This window comes from Candidatus Hydrogenedentota bacterium, from assembly GCA_016791475.1.
In the GTDB taxonomy this organism is placed as follows: domain Bacteria; phylum Hydrogenedentota; class Hydrogenedentia; order Hydrogenedentales; family JAEUWI01; genus JAEUWI01.
Window position 1 is genome coordinate 36,713 of record JAEUWI010000017.1, and the last position, 20,968, is coordinate 57,680.

General features: G+C 60.9%; 12 protein-coding genes. 4 read left to right on the top strand and 8 right to left on the bottom strand.

All coding sequences use genetic code 11. The features are described 5' to 3' along the window. Positions 1-24: 24 nt before the first annotated feature. From JNK74_11085 to JNK74_11110, 6 genes are all read right to left on the bottom strand, one after another. Complete coding sequence (locus tag JNK74_11085) at positions 25-1,608, bottom strand: hypothetical protein (protein ID MBL7646722.1); 1,584 nt, start codon at positions 1,606-1,608, stop codon at positions 25-27. Further along, positions 1,605-2,558, bottom strand: coding sequence for an ABC transporter permease (locus JNK74_11090; GenBank protein ID MBL7646723.1), 954 nt, complete (start codon positions 2,556-2,558; stop codon positions 1,605-1,607). Before JNK74_11090 ends, JNK74_11085 begins: the two co-directional genes overlap by 4 nt. Beyond that, positions 2,551-4,074, bottom strand: coding sequence for a sugar ABC transporter ATP-binding protein (locus tag JNK74_11095; protein ID MBL7646724.1), 1,524 nt, complete (start codon positions 4,072-4,074; stop codon positions 2,551-2,553). The genes JNK74_11090 and JNK74_11095 overlap by 8 nt, the downstream gene beginning before the upstream one ends. 5 nt (positions 4,075-4,079) lie before the next feature. Further along, positions 4,080-5,087 (bottom strand): substrate-binding domain-containing protein, encoded by a 1,008-nt coding sequence (locus JNK74_11100; GenBank protein MBL7646725.1) that lies wholly within the window; start codon positions 5,085-5,087, stop codon positions 4,080-4,082. 47 nt (positions 5,088-5,134) lie between these two features. After that, positions 5,135-6,238: a hypothetical protein gene (locus JNK74_11105; GenBank protein ID MBL7646726.1), complete on the bottom strand. Its 1,104-nt coding sequence runs from the start codon at positions 6,236-6,238 to the stop codon at positions 5,135-5,137. Between the two features lie 611 nt (positions 6,239-6,849). Next, a complete protein-coding gene (locus JNK74_11110) occupies positions 6,850-7,692 on the bottom strand; it encodes a hypothetical protein (protein MBL7646727.1) in 843 nt (280 codons plus the stop codon). Between the two features lie 602 nt (positions 7,693-8,294). On the opposite strand from JNK74_11110, the gene JNK74_11115 reads away from it, so the two are divergent. The 4 genes from JNK74_11115 to JNK74_11130 all read left to right on the top strand — a co-directional run bounded on the left by JNK74_11115 (position 8,295) and on the right by JNK74_11130 (position 17,632). Next, positions 8,295-9,962 carry a sulfatase gene (locus JNK74_11115; GenBank protein ID MBL7646728.1) on the top strand — a complete coding sequence of 556 codons (1,668 nt, stop codon included), beginning with the start codon at positions 8,295-8,297 and terminating at the stop codon, positions 9,960-9,962. Positions 9,963-10,350: 388 nt separating this feature from the next. Continuing rightward, positions 10,351-11,940, top strand: coding sequence for a hypothetical protein (locus JNK74_11120; GenBank protein MBL7646729.1), 1,590 nt, complete (start codon positions 10,351-10,353; stop codon positions 11,938-11,940). A gap of 230 nt (positions 11,941-12,170) precedes the next feature. Then, positions 12,171-12,560 carry a BlaI/MecI/CopY family transcriptional regulator gene (locus JNK74_11125; GenBank protein MBL7646730.1) on the top strand — a complete coding sequence of 130 codons (390 nt, stop codon included), beginning with the start codon at positions 12,171-12,173 and terminating at the stop codon, positions 12,558-12,560. 2 nt (positions 12,561-12,562) lie between these two features. Then, complete coding sequence (locus tag JNK74_11130) at positions 12,563-17,632, top strand: hypothetical protein (protein ID MBL7646731.1); 5,070 nt, start codon at positions 12,563-12,565, stop codon at positions 17,630-17,632. 407 nt (positions 17,633-18,039) lie between these two features. Here the strand turns inward: JNK74_11130 and JNK74_11135 are convergent, their stop codons facing one another. Both JNK74_11135 and JNK74_11140 read right to left on the bottom strand, forming a co-directional pair. Further along, positions 18,040-18,735 (bottom strand): transposase, encoded by a 696-nt coding sequence (locus JNK74_11135; GenBank protein MBL7646732.1) that lies wholly within the window; start codon positions 18,733-18,735, stop codon positions 18,040-18,042. Positions 18,736-18,938: 203 nt separating this feature from the next. Further along, positions 18,939-20,861, bottom strand: a complete 1,923-nt coding sequence (locus tag JNK74_11140; GenBank protein MBL7646733.1) for an SUMF1/EgtB/PvdO family nonheme iron enzyme — start codon at positions 20,859-20,861, stop codon at positions 18,939-18,941. Positions 20,862-20,968: the final 107 nt, after the last annotated feature.

The following is a 20,968-nucleotide window of genomic DNA, read 5'->3' on the forward strand; positions in this document are numbered from 1 at the left end:
TGTAAAGGAGCACGGCTTGGAAGACTATTTCTGCAACGCCGCCACCGTCTTTTTCATCGTCTCCAGCAGGCTGGGCGTAAAGGTCTCCACTTTCTTGTAGGCGTTGGTCACCTGTTCAAAGGGCGTGGCGCCTTCGCCTTTGTAGGAGTTCTGGTCCCGGACAAAGAATGGCTTGTAGGTCGCTTCGTCAACCTTTACGAGCGCCTCTTCCATGCGCGGCATGTACCAGTTGTTCTTGTAGTCGTGGACCTTCTGCCAATCCGTCGCTTCCTTCACAAAGGCGGCCATGGTCTCGGCGACGACTTTTTTGTCCGCGCCGTCCAGGGCGGCGGTGCGGAAGCGCTCCAGCGTGGCACGGAAGCGGAGCACATGGCCCAGATCGGTCACGAAGCGCTTGGGGCTGCCGAAGAGGAGGCCTTCCAGATCGCCGGGCTTCAGGTCGGTGTCGGCCATGGCGGATACGTTCTTCTCGGCCGCTTCGATGATTGCGGGGTCGACCTGATTGACGGCCTCCCAGCCGGCGACAATCGTCTCACCGTGACCGGGCAACAGCCGCTCCGCAAAGGCCACATAGTCTTCGCGCGTGGGCATGGGTTGTCCGGTTGCGCCGCGCGAGAAGAGGAAGGCATTGGGGAGCTGGAGACAGTGGGTCTGGGAATTGCCCAGGGTGCCGCGCACGCCAAGATTTTTCCCGGCCTGATAGGCGAACTCGGTGCCGAAGTTCAGCATGGGGAAGCTGGGCTCGCCCTCGATTGCGCCGTACTGGTAGTTAAGCACGCGATCCGGCATGCCGATTTCATCGGCGACATTGGGTCCACGGCCGCTTGCCAGGCCCCAGGGTTCGGGATTGACCTTGGCGAGGAGCTTGATGGCTTCCTGAATCTCGGGGTTTTCGCCCATGGCGAATTCGGCGGTGGCGTAGAAGCGGCAATAGGCCTCCCAGCCCGCGTGGATCCAATAATAGAGCTCGATATTGGGATTCAGTTCATTGAACATGGTGCGGTGGGAGTTCAGCAGCGAAACGAACTCCACGTTGTCCGAGCCGGGATAGCCACCCGGATCGCTATCGATGATGAGCACGCCATCAATCTTCTTCAGCGGCGTGAAGATCTTCCGGCGAAATTCGAGCATCTTGCCCATGGCGATGGCATCGGCCGGGTTCACGCGCTGGTCGGTAAAGAAGAAGGGGCGCTTCACGAAGGTGTACTTGGCGGCCTCTTCGTTCTTCGCGATTACATTGGGGCACAAGGCGATGAGCACGCGCATGTCCTGGGCGTGGGCGAAATCGACCACCTCGGCCATTTTTTCCAGATTCTCCTCGTCGCTCTTTGTGAGCGGATCCGGCATGGTTTCGAGAACGGGCCAAATCAACACGGTGTTGAAGCCCAGTTTCTTCAGACCGTCCAGATAGCCCTTCCAGTCTTCGAGGGTCCAGGTCCGGGCGGCATAGGGATGGTTGTAGGACCAGTGCTGGTGCACGTACATGCCAATCATCGGGGGCTTGTTCCAGGATGATGTCTTTTCTTCCGCGCACGCGCCCGGGGCCAGGGTCCCGGCCAGACACGCCGCCACGAGGGCAAATGTCGCCACCAGTTTTTTCTTCATCATTTCTTGACCTCCTGCAGTCGGTTTGCCAATACCGCGGCCAGGATCAGGCCGCCGCGCACGATATATTGAAAGAATGGGTCCAGATTGAGGATTGTCATGCCGTTCGAGATGACGCCGATGAACAGAATGCCGATGAGGGTGCCGCGAACCGTGCCGATGCCGCCGGAGAAGCTGGTGCCGCCGATGATGACGGCGGCGATGACGTCCAGCTCCAGCCCCTGGGCCAGGGTGGGCGATCCGCTGGCGATGCGGGAGGACATGAGCAGCCCGCTGACCGCGGCGAGTCCGCCCGTGATGGCGAATACCATGACCCGGACGAATGCCACGTTGATACCGGAGAGACGGGCGGCTTCGTCGTTTCCCCCGACGGCATAGACGGCGCCGCCGAAGACCGTATACTTCATGAGGAAGTGAATCGCTGCGAAGGCAATTACAAAGATGATGGCGGGAAAGGGCACCCCGAAGAGGTAGCCGCCACCCAGAAAGCTGTACCACTCCGACGCGATGGCGATGGGAAAGCCCTTGGTAATCATGAGGGCGAAACCGCGCTCGGCGGTGAAGAGGGCGAGGGTGGTGATGAACGAGGGGACCTCAAACTTCACGCGCATGAATCCGGTGAATGCGCCGAGGAGCGCACCCGAGACGACGGTGAGGAGCATGGCGAAGGGGATGGGCATGCCGGCCTCGATGAGTTTCGCGGCGATACAACCCGAGAGCGCCACGGCGGAACCGACGCTGAGATCGATCTCCCTGGCGATGATGATCATGGTCATGCCGAAGGCGATAAGCCCCATCATCGACACGGAGCGCAGGATGTTGAGGAAATTCTCCAGGGACAGAAAGTTTGGCGCGCTGAGCGCCAGACCGACGCAAATTGCGAGGAGGACAATATCCATTACCGAGCGAGAGAGCCACGCACGCGCCTGGCCGACCAGTACTTCGTTACCCATGGGATGCACTTTCTAGCGACGCGTCCGCGTCCACACAATACTCAAACAATTTCTGGGGCGTCACCGAATCGGGCTGAACTTCGCCCACGATCCGGCCTTCCCGCATGACGAGGATTCGGTGGCACACGTCCACCAGCTCCTCCAGTTCACTTGAAACAAAAATGGTGCTGATGCCTTTCTTGCTGAGATCCCAGATCAACTGGAAGATCTGCTGCTTGGCCTGAATGTCGATGCCCCGGGTGGGCTCGTCGAGGAGGAGGATGCGTGGCTCGGTGTTGAGCCACTTTCCCACCACCACCTTCTGCTGATTGCCGCCGCTCAAGGTGGCCACGGGTGCCTCCACATTGGGTACGCGGATGTGGAGTTCCTCGATGTTTCGCTTCACCGTGGGCTCCTGCCGGGCTCTCGATGTGACGCCGTGCCACGAGAAGCGGCGCAGGCTGGCGAGGCAAATGTTTTCCCGTGTGTTGAGGTTGAGCACGAGGCCCTCCTCTTTGCGGTTTTCCGGGGTAAGCCCTATGCCGAACTCTTTCATCCTCGCGGGGGTGGGCCGCTCAACGGTCTTTCCCTCCACCAGGATCTCGCCCGAGTCGAGCCGGTCCGCGCCGCACAGGGTGCGGAGCAGCTCCGTACGCCCGGCGCCGACGAGCCCCGCGATGCCCAGGATTTCGCCGCGTTTCACGGAGAGCGACACATCGTGAAGCTTGCCCGCGCGATTGAGATTGCGCGCTTCGAGTACGGTGCCCTCTCCCACCACCAGGTTTTCCGGCCGGTGGCGCGGGACGACCTCGCCAAACATCATGTGGGCAATGGTGGCGGGGTCGGCCTCTTCGATGGGGATCGTGCCTACGAGGTCGCCATCGCGCAGGGCGGACACCTTGTGGGCGATGCGCTTCAACTCCTGAAGTCGGTGGGAAATATAGACGATGGCGACTCCCCGTGCGGAAAGTTCGCGAATGAGTCGAAACAGGCTCTCGGTCTCGTCGTTCGCCAGCGACGAGGTCGGCTCGTCCAGCATAAGGACCTTTGGGCGGAAGGACATGGCCTTGGCTATCTCGACCATCTGTTGCCCCGCCATGCCCAGGGTGTTCACCGGTCGATGGGGATTAATCTCGAGATTCAGGCTTTCCAGGATTTCCGCGGCGCGATCATAAACGGCGGTCCAGTCGATGCAAAGGCCCCCGAATTTCGTGGGCAGATCGGCCAGGAGCATGTTGTGGGCGACGGTAAGCCCGGGCACGAGGCTGAGCTCCTGATATACGGTGGCAATCCCCTTTTGGAAGGCGTCGCGGGGCGAGCGGAGCTCCACCGGCTCTCCCGCAACATAGATGCCGCCTGCGGTGGGGCGCGAGGCTCCGGAGAGGATCTTGACCAGGGAGCTCTTTCCGGCACCGTTCTTGCCGATGAGGGCGTGCACTTCTCCGGGCATGAACGACAGGCTCACGTCGTTCAGCGCGACGGTGCCGGGATAGACCTTGCGAATATTTCTTGCTTCAAGATTGGGTGTGGAGGTCATGGCGGTTACTGCGCGAGCTCCTTCAGCCTGGCCATGTACTCCCGCGTGCCCACCGCGTCGGCCCTGGAAAAGAGAATACCCGGCAGGGCCACTTTCTTCTCCACAGGTTCCTTCTTCAAGGCCGCCAGGGCGGTTGTGATGGCCTGGGCCCCGATGTCAAAGGGTTTCTGTCCGGTGACGGCCTGGAGGACGTCTTCCTCCGAGAGCAGGAAAGTCCCGATCTGCTCGCTCATATCGGTACCGAAGACGTATACATGATGGCCCGTGTTCTTTTTGTTCGCGGTGGCGGCGGCGTTGACCGCGCCCACGGTACCGCCCTCATTGGCGGCCCAGATAAGATCGATGGCGGGATTGGCCGTGAGCATGTTTTCCACGAGGGAGGTGGCCTCGGGCGCAAGCCAGGCGTCCTGCTCGGTGACGATTTCCACACCGGGCAGTTTGGTGATTTCGTCCTTGAAGCCCTTCACGCGCTGGCTCGCGGTCTCGGGCGCCAGGGCGATGTACTGCACGATGGCGACCTTTGCCTTTCCACCCAGTTTCGTTTCAATAAAGACGCGGGCGGCCTCGCCCGTGATGCGCCCCAGCTCCACCTGATCGCTGCGGATGTTGCTCGCCGGGAAGTCGGCGTCCACGTGGGCGTCGTAGGTGACGACGGGAATACCTTTGTCGTGGGCGCGCTTCAGTGCGGGAATGGAGCTTTGGGGACTCAGGGGCGCGACGACGAGGGCGTCGACTTGATTCGCCAGATACGTATCGACGATGGCAATCTCCTTATCGAGCGCGCCGAAGCTGTTGTTGACCATCAGTTCCACTTTCAGTCGGTCGGCGGCATCCCGCATGCCCTGCTGAATGAGGTGAAAGTACTGGTCTTCCTGAAAGACGATGGCGCCGATGGTGACGCGCCCGTCGTCCTCCTTTGGCCGCGGTTGACACCCGGCCATGGCCGCGCAAAGGCCCGCGACAGCCACGCCCGCCATCAAGTTTTTTGCTCGTCTGTATAAGATAGAGCGCATACCCAAACCTTTCCAAGACTTCAACAGGAAATTACAGTATGTTCCACTTACGGCCCCGATGGGGACAAGAGTTGCTTGAAATAATTCCAGGCGGGTGATTTGGACCCGTCGGGGCGTATGAGCCAATTGCCCACCATCTCGTCGTTGCCGTAGGGCGGTGTACTCTCCGCTTTCGGGCCATCGCAATAGAGCTCCCAGAAGAGGATGTACGGCGCGCCTATATCGAGAGCGCCTTCCACGCTGTAGCGTATCATGTTCAGCCGCTGTTCCTCGCTCACGAGACTCTCGGGCCAGCCGAACTCGCCGATATAGACGTTTTTCGCGCCAAAGGTCGCACTGTCGGGGGCTTTGTCCAGCAGATACTGGAGCGCGGAACGGTATTTCTCCTCGCTCTGGCCCATGGTATCGTAGGCCGAATAGGAGTACAAATCGCAGTGGGTGCGGGGCAGCACATCGTTGGTCACCGTCGGGTGGCCCAGTTGCGCCTTTTCCACCAGATTCACCTCCGCCGCGTGGTAAACATGGACGCCGTCCATACCGACTTCCCGGCGCGCGCGATCAACGCCGTCCTGGCGCGCGTTGAGCCATTCGATCATGCCCTCCACGGCGACAGGGTCGGGCTTCTTCTCCATATCCAGGGGCGGATGGGTCAACACCCAGTCGCCTTCCCAGTTCTGGAATACGAAGGTCTTTCCCGTACCCTTGTAGCGGGTCAGCAGGTATTTTGTGAATTCGTAATAGGAATCCCGCTCATGGGCTTCGTCTTCGGGGGTCATGCCCTGGGTGAAGTAGTGGATTTCCCGGCCCGGCGCGAAGGTCATGAGCACGAAGGAGGTGAAGGGCTTGGCGAAGACTTTTTCGAAATATGGGGTTTGCGCCGCCTGCACCAGGCTCGTAATTTCCGGCCATTCCGTATTGAATTTGTAATAGCCGTCCAGCCGATCGCGAATGATGAGCTTAATCACCCGGCTGCCCAGCGCCAGGACCTGGTCCGCGCCTTCGTTGATGTAGTCGTCTTCGGTTAGATGATAGAAACTGTTGATGTGGTTGATCCCGACCACATCGGCAAGCTCCGCCGCCGTGGCGTCCCTTCCGCAGGCGGAGGAGCCGAGCGCCAGCGCCGCGACGAGACATGCAATAACACGGCCCATGGATTTTTCCTTTCGCCCCCGCAAGAAATTTTCGGAATCCCGATGCGCTATGAAACGCGGGGCTCTGGTGCGCCGCGCGGTCAAGGTGCGGGATTCGGTGATTCCGCCGAGGGCGGGCCCGCAGCCGGAGCCGCCACGGGCGCCATTCCATTGGTCATGTCGTTTTGCTGCTGCTGCTGCACGACCTCGTTCATCAACTGCCTCACCTTCTGCGTCTCCGCACTCTCTTCAATGACCACTTCCGTGGAGGTGCAGCCCCGCAGATATATCGCCAGCAGGAGGCCTGCGCCAAGGGCGCAAATGATTAAGGGGAGCCGTGGCAGCCGTGAAGCACTGGAGGGAACCGCCCTGGGCGCTTCTTCCTCCCGCTTGCGGGATCGCGTGCCGGAGGGCAAGACGGCCTTGGAAATTTTTCTAAGGGGCCTGGTGAGTTTCCTCCAGAATCTGGACGGTTTCGGACCGTCCGGCGATTCGGCATGGTGGTCCTTCTTTCGTTTACGCCGCCGCTTCGCTGTTTCTTCCACAACAAATGCTCCAATCAGAATCTTGATCTTAACGGCGCGGGGGCCCTGGGTCCCCCGCGCCACGATGGTTCAGGTACGCTGTTCAAATCAACCGAAGCCGGCCCCGCGGGTAAGGTCGCCCACGAGGAAGGTGCTCAGGGGCCATACGCCGTTGCTGCCGGGACCGTCGGCCGGGTTGACCGGGGCGCCGTCCTTGTATTTCATGTAGCTGACATGGCCGTCCATGTAGAGTACATTCACGCCGCCGGGGATGTGGTTGAACTGGGCGGTGGAGGAAATGCCTTCCACCGACTGGCTCTCATTGCCGGACCAGCCGTCCCACATGGTGATGACACTGCTCTGGGCCTTGGCGGAAGCGCCGGCGTTGTTGATGTCCGTGATGAAGAAGCGCTCGATGCCTTCGCGGCAGATCTTGTAGCCCGCGGGCAGCTTTCCTCCGTTGTCATCGCCCACCGGGAGGAAGCTCAGATAGGTCTGGGGCAGGTAGGACGCTCCGGCGGGGATGTCGTGCTGGGAGCGGTTCTGCCACTTGACCACGCGACTCCACTCGGGCGGTCCGCCGACCGCCTGCACCTGGGCCGCGGAGAAACTAATCTCCGGCTGGCTCGGGGTCGCGGGGTCGTTGTACCACCAGCAGGTGCCGTAGTAGGCGTCCATAATCTGGGAGCCCGTGCTTACGGCATAGGGCATGTAGAAGTAGGACACCGGCCAGGACAGGATTCCGTGGCGCACGGCATTGGCGGCGGGCGTGTTGCCCTGGATGCTGTTCACCTGGGCGGCGATATCCTGCTTGATGCCGACGGAGCCCGTGAACCAGATTGAAGCGCCGTTGGAGATCGGGGGGCGGTCATTGCGCGAATCGGAAGGGCAGATCATGATGTTGGGATCGGTCCAATACTCGGGATAGAGCGATTCGCTGTCCACGCCCATGGACCAGATCCAGCCGCCCGCGATCCACTGCGAACCCATGGGAAACTTCTGACCTTTACTTTCGTTCGCATAGAGCTTGAAGATCAAGCCCCACTGCTTCAGGTTGTTCTGACAACTGGCCCGCCGCGCCGCCTCCCGGGCGCGCGCCAGCGCCGGGAGCAGAATCGCCGCCAGTATGCCGATGATGGCGATCACCACCAACAGCTCGATCAATGTGAAACCTCGCCTTCTGCCTGCCATGACACGTTCTCCTTGGTTTGAATCAAGACACCGGATTAAGGAATGAAAACTGACCGTCTTCATTGAAACGCGACAGATCCAGCGGCTTCGCTCCCCGCTGTGACTACCCGGAGCGATGGTCCGCACCTACCCTCATTTGCCGAACACCACCACGACTTAGTGTATCGACCCAGTCAAATTATCATAAGCCATGCCGCTTGTCAAGCACTTTCCAAACGAAATAAAAATGAAAACAAAACCCAATAAATCTGCTATTTCCACGCAGGCGAACCCCGCTTGAACGCCCCGTACTATATCGATATAGTCTTTTCTATCGATACTGTTGGACCGAATAAGACCATGAGACCGGAGAGGAGACGACCGTGATACACTCAAGATCAATTCTCGAACTTTCCACTGCAAAGGGCCGTGAAATGAGACTGTGCCTGCTTCGCCTCGTCGTCGGACTGACAATCGGCGCGTTCTGCTTCGCCCGTGCCGTGGAAGTTTGCGCCGACGGCAGGCCCAACGTGCTCCTGATCATGGCGGACGATATGCGGCCGTGGCTCGGCGCTTATGGCGAAAGCGGGCTGCGGACGCCCCACCTGGATCGGCTTGCGGACGCGGGACTGGTCTTTGAGCGTGCTTACTGCCAGAATGCCGTCTGCGGTCCCTCGCGCGCGAGTCTGCTGACGGGGCTGCGTCCGGACACGACGCGCATCTTCGACAACGACACCCATTTCCGCACCCACAACCCGTCGATTGTGACGCTGCCCCAGCTTTTTCGCGAACACGGCTATCGCACGCAGGCGATTGGCAAAATCTTTCACCCCAGCTTTGCCCAGGCCTATGTCGGCGCGCGGATGGATGACTTACCCTCGTGGAGCGAGCCCACGTGGTATCCTCCGCCCCAGTATTACCACACGGGTAGCGGGATGGCGCTGGCGGAATCGATCTTTCTGCGCCATCCCGGCTGCGGGATGTATCAGGGCGCCACGTGCATGCACAATCGCCTTCAGGAGGCTGCGGAACTCACCCCGGCACAGCGGTCGTTGTACGGGGGCGGCGAGTGGAAGCGCCACTTCGTGCAGGCGGCGCTCTGCGAGGCGCCCGACGTGCCCGACAATGAACTGGGCGACGGACAGATCGCGGACCGGGCGATTGAAGCCTTGCAGCAGATGAAGGGCAAGCCCTTCTTTCTCGCCGTGGGCTTTCTTCGTCCTCATGTTCCCTTTGTTGCCCCGAAGAAGTACTGGGATCTCTATCAGCGCGAGGCCTTCAGCCCGGTGCGCAATGGGAAGGCCCCGGCCAACCTTTCCCGGGCGACTTACCCCGCAATGCACGATCACGGGGCTTATGAAGGCGCGCCGCCGGAGGGTCCCCTTGACGACGACAAGGCCCGGGAGCTGATGCACGGTTACGCGGCCTGCGTGAGCTTTGTGGATGCCCAGGCCGGGCGTGTGCTGGAGGAACTGAAACGTCTCGGCCTTGCGGAGAATACGATCGTGGTCTTTCTGGGCGATCACGGCTATCACCTGGGAGAGAATGGTCGCTGGGGGAAGCAAACGTGCTACGAGACAGCGACGCGCGCGCCGCTGATTGTGTCCGCGCCGGGCACGAAGGCGGCCGGGAAGCACACGAAGGCCCTCGTGGAGTTTGTGGACCTCTTCCCCACGCTGTGCGAACTTGCCGCGCTGCCCGCGCCGGAGCGTCTGGAAGGCAGCAGCTTCGCAAGGCTGCTGGATACGCCCGAGCGCCCCTGGAAGCGCGCGACCTTCAGCCAGTTTCCCGATCCCGTGCGCGTGAGCCGACCGGAGGTACTCGCCGCGCCGGGTGATCTTATGGGCCGGACGATCCGCACGGACCGGTATCGGCTCATCGTCTGGGAACACGTGCTGGATCCTGCGAAGGTGGAAGAGGTGGAGCTCTATGACTATGTAAGCGATCCCGGCGAGACCACGAACATCGCGGATGACCCCGCCCAGGCGGAGACGCTCGCGGCGATGATGTCGATATTGCGCGAGGGCTGGCGCGGTTCGGTACCACCGTAATGAGTGGATGCGATCTGGTCCACGGAGGCACAGAGAATAGGAATAGAAGACAGCTTGCTGCGTTGCAGGGCTTCGTCGGTCATTGGGTCACTTTTGGCACGTCTTCTTGCCGATGTAATGCACGCAAAGGCGCGAAGGCGCAAAGAAAAATCAAATTTGACTGTGCCTTAATTGCAGGGGGGATCATTGTCGCGGAACGGTTTTTTCCCTCCCCCATCTTCGTGCCCTTCGTATCTTCGTGGTGGAAAAATTTGGTTGCGACCGCAGCCTGCGCTTTGTCCTCCGTGGTTGAACTGATTTCGATCAGTCTTCCGGACACCGAATTCTATTGATTCGTTTGCACGTTCGCGCGCAGAATATCCGGGTAGTTCCTGGAGAGTACCCCGCCATGTTGACCCGAAGAAGTTTCCTGGCACTGTGTGCCGCCGCGGGCTCCACCAGCCTGCCCCTTGCCCCTCAAGCCCTGGTCGCCGAACGCGCTATGGCGCGCCGTTATCACCTCTGCCTCACGCCGAAGGCGATGGAAGAAAACCCAGCCCTGCTGGACATTGTGCGACAGGCCGGTGTAACCGATATCTGGCTGGCCGCCTATTTCTACGGCTATTGGTATGAAACCCCGGAGCGCCTGCGCGCGACGGCGGCGCGCCTTGAATACCTGGGGCTGCGCTGGCACCTGGTCAATGTGCCCCTGGGCCATCCCGGTGATTCCCTCGGCGACAAATCGGGCTCGACCGCCCTCACCCCGCCCGCCCACTGGCAGATGGCGCAACGGCCCGATGGCACGAAGTATTCCGGCACCTCCCTCCATCCGCCGGCGACGGAAGAGAACGTGGCGGCCCTTGGCCTGCTGGCGGGGCTGAAGCCGGACTGCATTTTCCTCGACGACGACTTCCGCCTGGCCACGGGACCCGGCGTCATCGGCGGGTGCTTCTGCGACACCCACCGCAACGATTTTCTGACGCGGCACGGCTATGCCGACGCACGCTGGGAAGAACTGCTCGGCGATGTGCGCGACCGGCGCCTCTCGGAGGTGCTTCGCGCGTGGGTGAACTACACCTGCGATCAACTCACCGCCAGCTTCCGCGCGCAGCAGGCCGCCGCGCCCGAGGTGGCCCTGGGCAATATGATCATGTACCTTGGCGCGGAGAAGGCCGGTATCCGACTTTCCGAATACACGGACGTGCCCTTTCGTGTGGGAGAGTTGATGTTTCACGACAAGGGCTTCGGCCCGGTCAAAGGCAAGACCGACGAACTTTTCAGCGCCCTCTTTCACCGGCGCTATGCCCGGCGGGACCTGGCTTTCAGCGAGACTACGGCCTACCCCGCCGATCAGCTCTCCGCCCGCAACATGGCGGCGAAGCTTGTGGTGTCGACGATCACCGGTGTGCCCAACACCATGTTCATGTCCGGCCTGACGCCCTTCCCCGCCGCACACTGGGATGTGCTCGCTCCGGCCATGAAAGAGAACGCCCGGATACACGACCTGATCGGCGACAGCCGTCCTCAGGGTCCCCTCAAGCATTACTGGGGCGAAGCCGAGCGTTATGTGGGGGAAGACAAACCCTTCAGCCTCTTTCTGGCGATGGGGATTCCCTTCGAAGTGACGGACCAGATCGCAACGGATGGATGGACTTTCCTGGCCGATTTCGATGCGCGGAACCTGAGCGAGAAAGCACGCCAGACCACTGGCCAGCTCGTGTGCCGCGCCAGCGCGGGCCGGGTGCCCGAAGGCCTGCGCGCCGTGGACGAGTCCCTTGAGGGGCTGTGGGCGCTGAAGCGCGAGATGCTCCAAGCGGGCCTCGATGTGCCCCATGTGATCGACGAAAAGCCTGTGGTTTGCGCGTGGTATCCGGAAGTGGGCAGCGTGCTGCTCTGGAACCTGGGCGAGGGCAGAGAGACTTTTCAAGTGCGGTGGCGGGGGTCCAGTGTTCCGGTGGAGGTCGAAGGGCTTGGCGTTGGGATGGTGGGGCTGAGTTAGGGGCCGGGAGGGTTATGGGTCGTATGGGTCGTATGGGTCGTATGGGTCGTATGGGTCGTATGGGTCGTATGAGTCGTATGGGTCGTATGGGTCGTATGGAGTTCTGGGTCCGGTTGGCCCCCAAGTGCTAACCCAGTAGCATTTCCCTTGACAAGCCGCAGCAAGTGCTATATCCTTAGCACATGGCCGCCGTATGGGCGCGGTCTGCGGCTGTTAAGGAATCTATCACCATGAACAAATCTACCCCCCTCGATCTCGGGCGGCGCGAGCGCCAGATTATGGAGGCCGTCTATGCCTGCGGCCAGGCCTCCGTCACCGACGTGCTGGAGGCCATCCCCGACCCGCCCAGCTACTCCACCGTGCGGGCCATCCTCAATTCCCTTGAAGAAAAGGGCCACCTCCAGCGGAAGAAACTCGGCAAGAAATTTCTCTACGTACCCACGGTCTCCCCCGAGAATGCGCGACACTCTGTACTCAAGCGGATGGTCAGCACCTTCTTCAATGGGTCCGCCGCCCAGGCCGCCGCGTCCCTCATCGAGATGGATGTAAACAAACTCAGCAACGACGATCTCGACCGGCTGTCGGCCCTGATCGAGGAAGCCAAGCAGAAGGGGCGCTGACCATGTGGAATCTACTCCAGGACGAATTGGGCGGCGGCGTGTGGCCGCGCCTGCTGGTGGCGCTGGTGGACACCGGGGCCAAAGGGCTTATCCTGATGGCTGCGGCAGGCCTGGCCGCGGCGGCACTGCGACGCAACGCCGCCGCGGCACGACACCTCGTGTGGATGCTGGCCCTGTGTGGGTTGCTGATCCTGCCCGTGGTGTCGCTGATGATGCCGAAGTGGACCCTTCCTATTCTGCCTGCGATTGAGGCCCCCGCCGTGGCGCCGATTGCCGCTACGCCGCCAATCGCGACGGCACCCGCAGCACCCGTTGTCGTTTCGACGCCCATGACCGAAATCGCGCCAGTGGCACCCAATGTCATCCCCCCTGCGGCACGCAGCGAGCGGCCAGCCGCGCCAATCGACGCAACGCCGCCTGAATCCGCGCAAGCCCCGATGAACTACGGCGTATGGCTGCTGGCAACGTGGCTCTCTTTCGCCCTGCTCTCCCTCGCGCCCTTCGCCGCAGGGGTCGTGGCCGTCGCGCGCATGCGCCGCCGCGCTGAAGCCTTTTCCGAGGGCGACCTCCAGGCGCTGGCCACCGCCCTAGGCCGATGCATCGGCCTGAAGCGTACGGCGCGGCTGTTGCGCAGCCCGGCGGGCTCCATGCCCATGGCCACCGGCTTCATCAAGCCCGCCGTCTTCCTACCCGACGACGCCCTCGCGTGGTCCGAAGAAAAGCGCCGCGTCGTGCTGCTCCACGAACTCGCGCACGTCAAACGCCGGGACTGCCTGGCCCACGCCATCGCCCGCACCGCCACCTCCCTCCATTGGTTCAACCCCCTCGCCTGGCTCGCCCTCCGCCAGCTCCGCATCGAGCGCGAACACGCCTGCGACGACCTCGTCCTCGCCGCCGGCGAACGCCCCTCCGCCTACGCCGAAAACCTCCTCGAAATCGCCCGTACGTTGCGCGCAAGCACCGTCGTCAGCGCCGCCGCCATCACCATGGCCCAGAAAAGCCAACTTGAGGGGCGACTGCTGGCGGTCCTCGACGCCGCGCGGAATCGGGGACTCGTCACCCGAAAATTCGCTGTGATTTGTATCGCCACCCTAAGCGTGGTCGTGAGTGTGCTGGGTGCCGTGGCCGTAACACGAGAAATTTCCACGACCGGTGATCTCCTGGCTATTGCGAAGCCTGTTAAGAAGACTTCCCTGGAGAGTTTCTTCGGCGGTTGGAGAAATCTCCCGTTCAAATTGAGCGACGGAGATGCGGAAGCCATCGCCCAGTGTCTCGAACTGACCCAGAGGTACAACGCAATCCACAACCGTGTGAATCGATACTCACTTCCAGAAGTTCGGGAATCGCTCGAAGCGCTTTTGTCGAAACATCCAGAATTTTTCTATGTGGAGCACTTGCTGGGCACCTGGCACCAAATGAATGGCAACACGGCCGTGGCCGAAGACTATTTCCTGCGCTCGTACCGCCACGCTCCCGTGGTGCTCATTCAACGTTACGAGCATGCGGACGGAAGTCCGATCGTGGGCGCTGCCATCCGCAAGTTTGAGATCGAGTGCAATCGCGTCCAGGGCGGAAGCTTGGATCCAAGCCTGAATCTGAAGTACTTCGATTTAACCACGGATTCTGAAGGCTGCGTCTATCTGCCCGTTTATGACACCGTGTACAGGACGAGCACCAGGAGCTTTCCTGAAGGATTCGACGTTAGTTACCCGAAGCTTGGCTGGTTCGAGAGTCGGGGAAAGGCCGCGATGCTGCCTACGGCGGGCGTGGGAATTGTGGGCGGCGCGTACGAACAGGCAGTCGCTTCCGACGCAGCGGGAGTGGTCAGGGTAAGCGGCAGGGACTTCCAACTGACCAAGGTGCGGCGCATGGACGCGCCCGAGGCCTTGGAGCTACTCGAATTCCCCGCATGGCCCCATGAGTTCCCGCACCGCGGCCGATTCCCCGAGTTAGAAGAAGGGGACTGGGATTGCCTGCTCGTCGATATCGGCGGAAGGCAACAGTTCCCAAAAGACTTCGACGTGGTTCAGATCCGCGTCTTCGACCACGAAACTCGAAGCGTGCTCTGGGACAGTGATTCGCGCTATCACAAATTGGAACAGGACGTAGAATTCACGGGCGGTTTCGTTTCCGCTCTCAACAACGCGGTGTTCCTTGCGCGGCGCGGCGGAAAATGGCCCGAAAATATCGACCTCTGGTTTCGCGTCGATCTGCTGAAGGATTCGCCGTCCGCCCACCATCACCTCCCCGTCGGCAAGACTGACATGGCCATCACGACCGGGGGCACCGGTTGGGTCGAAATCGAGGAGGTCCGCGCCGGTTCATGGAACGTCGAGTATTCCGAGGGGGGCGGAGAGGTCACATGGCTCGCGTTGAATCCCGAATCGGAATCGCACTGTACCGTGGTGCTCCGGCGCTCGGGTGACTGGGAAGGCGGACGCCTGACGGTTTCCGCCAAGGATCAGCGGGGAAACACCTATTGGCCGCAATCAATCCACTTCGTGGATTTTGATCGCGCGGAATTAGAAGTGGTGAATTTCCCATTACCTGCAGATCAACTGCTCGAACTCGAATTCGGGCAGGTCGCGGACCCGACCGACTTTCGGAAGACTTTCTATTTTGACGGGATAGCTCTGGATCCGCTCCTCGCGGCGCCAACGGAAGCCTCTGGCGATAATCCTTCTACGGCGAATGCGAGCGGCGATACGCCGATTGCGCTGAACCCACGCACCGAGAGCATACCGGAAAGCCCGGTGAGTCCGGAAACGCAGAATGACAGCGAACCCGATGCAGATCGCCCCGACGGTGCGTTCAGCGTCGAATTCCCCGGCGGCTACCGGGCGCACGTCATCGGTGTCGGCGATACAATCGGCGAGGCCAGTGGTATATTCTGGGCGGCAGACGGTTCTCCAATGGCATTGGCACCGGAGGGAGTAACGGCCGACGTAAGCAACGTCACGCTCCTACCCGAAACCATCGGACGCAAGTTCCTTGTCGAGTTGCTACCGCCGCTCAATAGCCACTCCATGACGGGTGTTACGTTTATGTGCAAAATTGAACGGCCGGGCTCCAGCTCGACGATAGGCAGTAGCGGTTCCGGAGCGTCCCTCAGAAACGCATTTGATGCAACATTTCCTATGAACGCAAAAGATGCCTCGGTCAAAGTCGGAGTCGCTGCCGGACCTTGGAAAACCGTGTTCAGCGGTTGCATTGGATGCGACACCGGCGTATCGGATAGTGAATTCAGCGCTACATTCAGTGACGTCTTTGACCAAGACGGCGCAAAGCGGATCACCGTTACTCACAAGTCGCTTGAACAAGAACGCCGAGTGGTCGCTATCGACGCAGCCAGCGCCGCCCACCCTCTCCGAATGACAGTAAGCAGAGATGGTGAGGAAATGTCGCAATCCGAGTGGATATTTGACGGTATCGCGCCAGAGGAGGCGGAGGAACTTGAGATCCAGATTCGCGACTACGAATGGCGAACGATACATGGGATTGCGCTCTATCCTCATGAGAAATCAGCCCAATCCAATGGGGAGCAAAGCAGCGCCAACTCAAGCGATTCACCCTACTCAGTTTTCAATCATGACTATCTAGGCACCCTGCTCGAAGACCCCAATCTTCTGACGCGCATCGCGGGTGACGCCATCACGCCTCCGGCGGCAGACACGTCTTGGGGCCCCGTCGTGGATGGTCTTCAGGCCGCCGTGCGTTTCATTCCTGAAAAAGAGACGTATGCCCTGGGCGAAACGATTGGGATGGAATACCTGGTGCGCAATATCGGGCCAATTCCGCTGGAGTTCTTGTCCAGCAAATGGCGAAATGGTGACCAGTGCTTCGTTACCGACGATCAGGGGAAGAAACGGGCGGGCGGCACATCGCAAGGCACTGGCCTCAATCCAGTACGTCGCGTCAAACTCGCGCCGGGAGAAGTCGGGGCGATCGAGAGCGCGAGTTTCACGATTATGCCGGAAGCATCAGGCCGCTCCCCTTTACACCCTGTGGCCACGTGGGCACGTTCTCATGCCGGCATTCACAAGGTGCAGTTCAGGGTCCACTTCCCCGACACGTATGCGAGGTCGGGGGATAACGCACCCCGGCCTGACGACTGGACCGGCACTTTGATGACAGGGGAGCGGACTATAGAATTTGTTGACGATCCTGAACTGTTCCGTGCTCATTCCGTCTTCCAGATTCGTATGGTTGCAGCCAAGCCCGACGACAAAGGCGCGAAGGCATTTCCGCGGGAGGCGAGCAACAGGCCGCCTGATGAAGTCGACGAACTCTGGCTACTTGATGACGTGTTGGTCGGTGAGGGCGACCTTGCCGCTGTCGGGGCGGTGCCAGGCGCTACTCCGAATGAGTACGCAATTGAAATCAGATTGAATGAAAAGGCCTCCGAACGACTCGCGCTTGCCACCGAAGAAAATATCGGCCACCGGATGGCCTGCATGTACCAGGAAATGATTCTCGCCGCGCCCACCCTGAATGGCCCAGTGGGCGACGGGAAATTTGTCGTGGGAGGTAAATTCAGCAAGGACGTGGCCGAATCGATGATTTCAGAGATTCGAGCGGCCAATGCGCTCGACACGAAGGCACCGTTCATGCAACCCAGCACGGCGCCGACCCTCGGCCCTGAAGTCGAAGTCACCATCCGTCATTCGGGGGAAAACTGCATGATCGACTTCGACACCGGTAAACTTTTCACGCCGCCGAATTTCAACGGCACGGAAGACGCCTTCGCGTGGTGCGCGAAGAATGGCATTGACGCGGGCGGCGGCAATCAGGACGAGGTGCGCGGCCTGATCGGCATAGATATAGTTCTCAATCCCGAAGCAAATGCGATCTGGGACGAGGCGGCGACTAATGGCGCGCTGAAACACGACGCTTTCAAGTATGGCAAGCCCGGCAATCCGGTCTACCTCAGCGCGAAGGGCGAGCTGCCTGCGACGTGGACCTTCAAGACGCGCGAGGGCGGTTTGGGCATTGTCCAGATTCTGGGCTTCGACGATGAAGAACCGCGCGGCGTGAAGATCCGGTATCGGATGCTGGAGAAGGGCTCCGAGTAGGCGCGTTATGGAGGGGGGCCTTTCCAGGCCCACATCTAAACTACCAACGTGAACTTCGGTATTGCAGACGCCCGCGACTCCCGTGTAAAACTCAAAATGGGGAGCTGGAAAGCTCCCTCTCCATACTATCAGTCCACAGCGCTATGGAGGGGGGCCTTTCCAGGCCCACATGAGAACCACCAACGCGAACTGCGGTGTGACAGGTGCCCGCGACTCCCGTGCAAAACTCAAAATGGGGAGCTGGAAAGCTCCCACTCCATACTATCAGTCCACCGCGCTATGGAGGGGGGCCTTTCCAGGCCCACAGTGGAACTGCCAACGTGAACTGCGATCTGGCAGGTGCCCGCGACTCACGTATAGACCAAGAAAATGGGGAGCTGGAAAGCTCCCTCTCCATACTCTCGCTATTAATTGTCTTTTTCGAGGTAGATAAACTCCCCCGGTTTTAGTCCAGCTCTATTCGGATTCTCCTTGATATATCCGAAGTAGTATTCGAAGTGGTGATCGCTCCTTACCAGCCGGTCCCAATAGTCCTCCTGCCAGAGGGCGCCCTTCCGGTTCATACGTTTGTTGATTTCGCGCGCCGTGAAGCCCTTCCACGATTGAAGAATCGCTCGCAACTTATACTCGCCCAAGGGTCGAAAGAGCACGTGCACATGGTTTGGCATCACCACAAAAGATGCAACATCACAACGCTCGCCATCAAAATGACGCAATGCACCCGCCACGATTTCCGCATTGCTTGAATCTCGCAGAAGGCACGAGCCCATTCCCTTGTCCAGCCAGCCGTCGATGCGCTCCATGAAGATCCCATAGTATTCGCGCTCGGTAGCAACACCCCAGGGGCGCGGATTGTGTTTCAACCACGCATCTTTTTCTTGCCGCCACTGCCGAAGCAGCGCAGCCGGCAAGGAATCGCCCAATCGCCATGTTACGAAGCACCAGACATCTCCCTGCTGCCAGTGAGGGAGCCGGTTGTGCTTGATATCGATTTCGCCGCCTCGCTGAAAGAAGGATGGGGAACAATCGTCTGGCTCCGTGGAGGGGAGTTGCTTCGCGAGCGGATTTTCTATTTCATGGCCTTCAGCCTCGCCGTACGTCATGCTTATGCCCTCTTAATTCGGGGGCTGGAAAGCCCCCGCTCCATACCTCACATGCCCCGCTCCGACAATCTTATACACCAACGTCGTAACACCCTTGGGACTTCGGGGGCTGGAAAGCCCCCGCTCCATATCTCTCATGCCCTGAACCAGGACTGGGGAATCCCCGCTCCATACTTGCATGTTCGTTGAATCCAATACCATGCTCAGGGAAGCATTTCGCCCGTGAGCCAGGCCATGGAAAAGCGGGCGAAGCGTATCCATTCTCGGCGGTGCTTTTCTCCGCCTTCGAAGAGGATGCCGATGTCGCCGTTGGAGAGCTGCACCAAAGTGGAGTAGGACGAAGGGCCGGCGTGGATGAGTCTCTTTACGGGCCAGGTGGCGCCTTCGTCGTAACTCATGCGCACCGTCATCTTTGTTCGCTCCACGACGCCGTAGAGCTCGCCGAAGTTGTCCGGGTTGGCGAAGAGGAGGCCGTCTTTCCCGCCTGTCTTTCCGGCGCTGTAGCGCAGGATGCTGGCCTGGCAGGGGCACTCGTTGAGGGCGGCGTCCCAGCGCACGGTGGACCAGCTCGCGCCGCCGTCGGCACTGGTGGCCACGCCGCGGCAGCTCCGGCCCATGTTGCCGCGCATGTTGAGCATGAGGCGCCCATCCTTCAAAGACACCACCTGGGACTCGTCGGAAAGCTCGGCCACGGGCGCACCCATGGTCCAGGTGTCGCCGCCGTCGTCGCTGAACATGACGCAGGAGCGAAAGTTTTCTTCCATTTCGATGGTGGCCTCGCCGGTATAGCCGGGAATGATCAGGCGGCCGTTGTCCATCTGGACGCCGATGCCGGGGCCGGGCACGAAGCTATCGTCCGCGTTGACGATGGCCTCGGTAATATCGCGGGGCGCGGACCAGGTCTTGCCGTTGTCCGCGCTCTTGAGGACGAGGCAGCGGTGGTGGCCGGGGGCAGTCTTGTGGGCGTTGATCCCCACGAGCACCACCTCGTCCGTTTTCCGGTTTATCACGACACAGGGATTCATGAGGGCTTCCGCGCCGGTTCCCGGCACGAGGGTCTGGACGGGGAGCCAGCTCTTGCCTTCGTCGAGACTGCGCCGCAGCACCATGTCGGTCGGGCTGGCATCGTCCTGCGCGATCTTCCGCGCCTCGCAGAAGGCCAGCAGGCTGCCGTCGGACGCGGTGATCATGGCGGGGATGCGGTAGGTGCTCACGCCGCCCTCCCCAGCCACAAAGACATCAGTAAAGACGGGTTCACCGGCCGGGCGCGGCGCGGGCGCGCCCATGGCGACGCGAAAGCCGATGTGGCTGTGCTCCGCCTTGGGTTCTTCGTGGTCGCGCCGCGATGAACGGCATCGCCCGCCGGTGGCGGTCCAGCCCCCGCCGCGCAGCACGCGGTGCGCGGCGAAGGACGGCCCGGCGGGGTCCACCGATTCGCCGTCGAAGTAGTAGCCGTGCCAGTCCTGGCACCATTCGGAGACATTGCCGCTCATATCGTGAAGGCCCCACGGATTGGGGAGTTTCTTTCCCACGGGCTGTGCGCTGGCGTCTTTACCGGCGGGGACGGTTCCACGCCACCATGCGTGGGCATCGATCTCCACGTAGTCGAGGTCGTCGCCCCAGGGAAAGCGCGTGGTGGTGCCGGCGCGGCACGCGTATTCCCACTCCGCCTCGGTGGGCAGGCGGAGGTCTTCATTCAAGTGATCCGCGAGCTTCTCGTTGAAGGCTTGCGCCGCCTCCCAGGATATGTACACGGCAGGCGATGCGGGGTCGTCCGACACCTGCTCACGGCCGCCCCAGGGACTCGTGCCCATGACCGACTGCCACTGGGCCTTGGTGATTTCATACTTGCCCATCCAGAAGCCGCGGGTGAGGGTTACTGGGTGCCGGGGCGTTTCCTTGTTGGGGTAGGCGTCGCGCTCGCCCGGGGCCTGGCCCATCTCGAAACTGCCCGCCGGAATCCAGACCATTTCCAGGGGAACGCCACCCGGCAGTTCCAGGGTACGCACGGCGCCTGCGGCGGGGGCTTCCGCCGCCGTGGCGGCGGCGGTGACCGTGATGAACAGACCCAATACGAAAAATGTCGCCACAGACAAGATGGCGGGGAACAAACGTCGAATCATCATGCTCTCCTCACGATTACAGTCGAATTACGAACCGGGATCTTGTAACACGATAGCGGCACAAAGCAACCGAACTGCCGTGCTTCGGTCCGGCTGCCGAGATTGAGAGC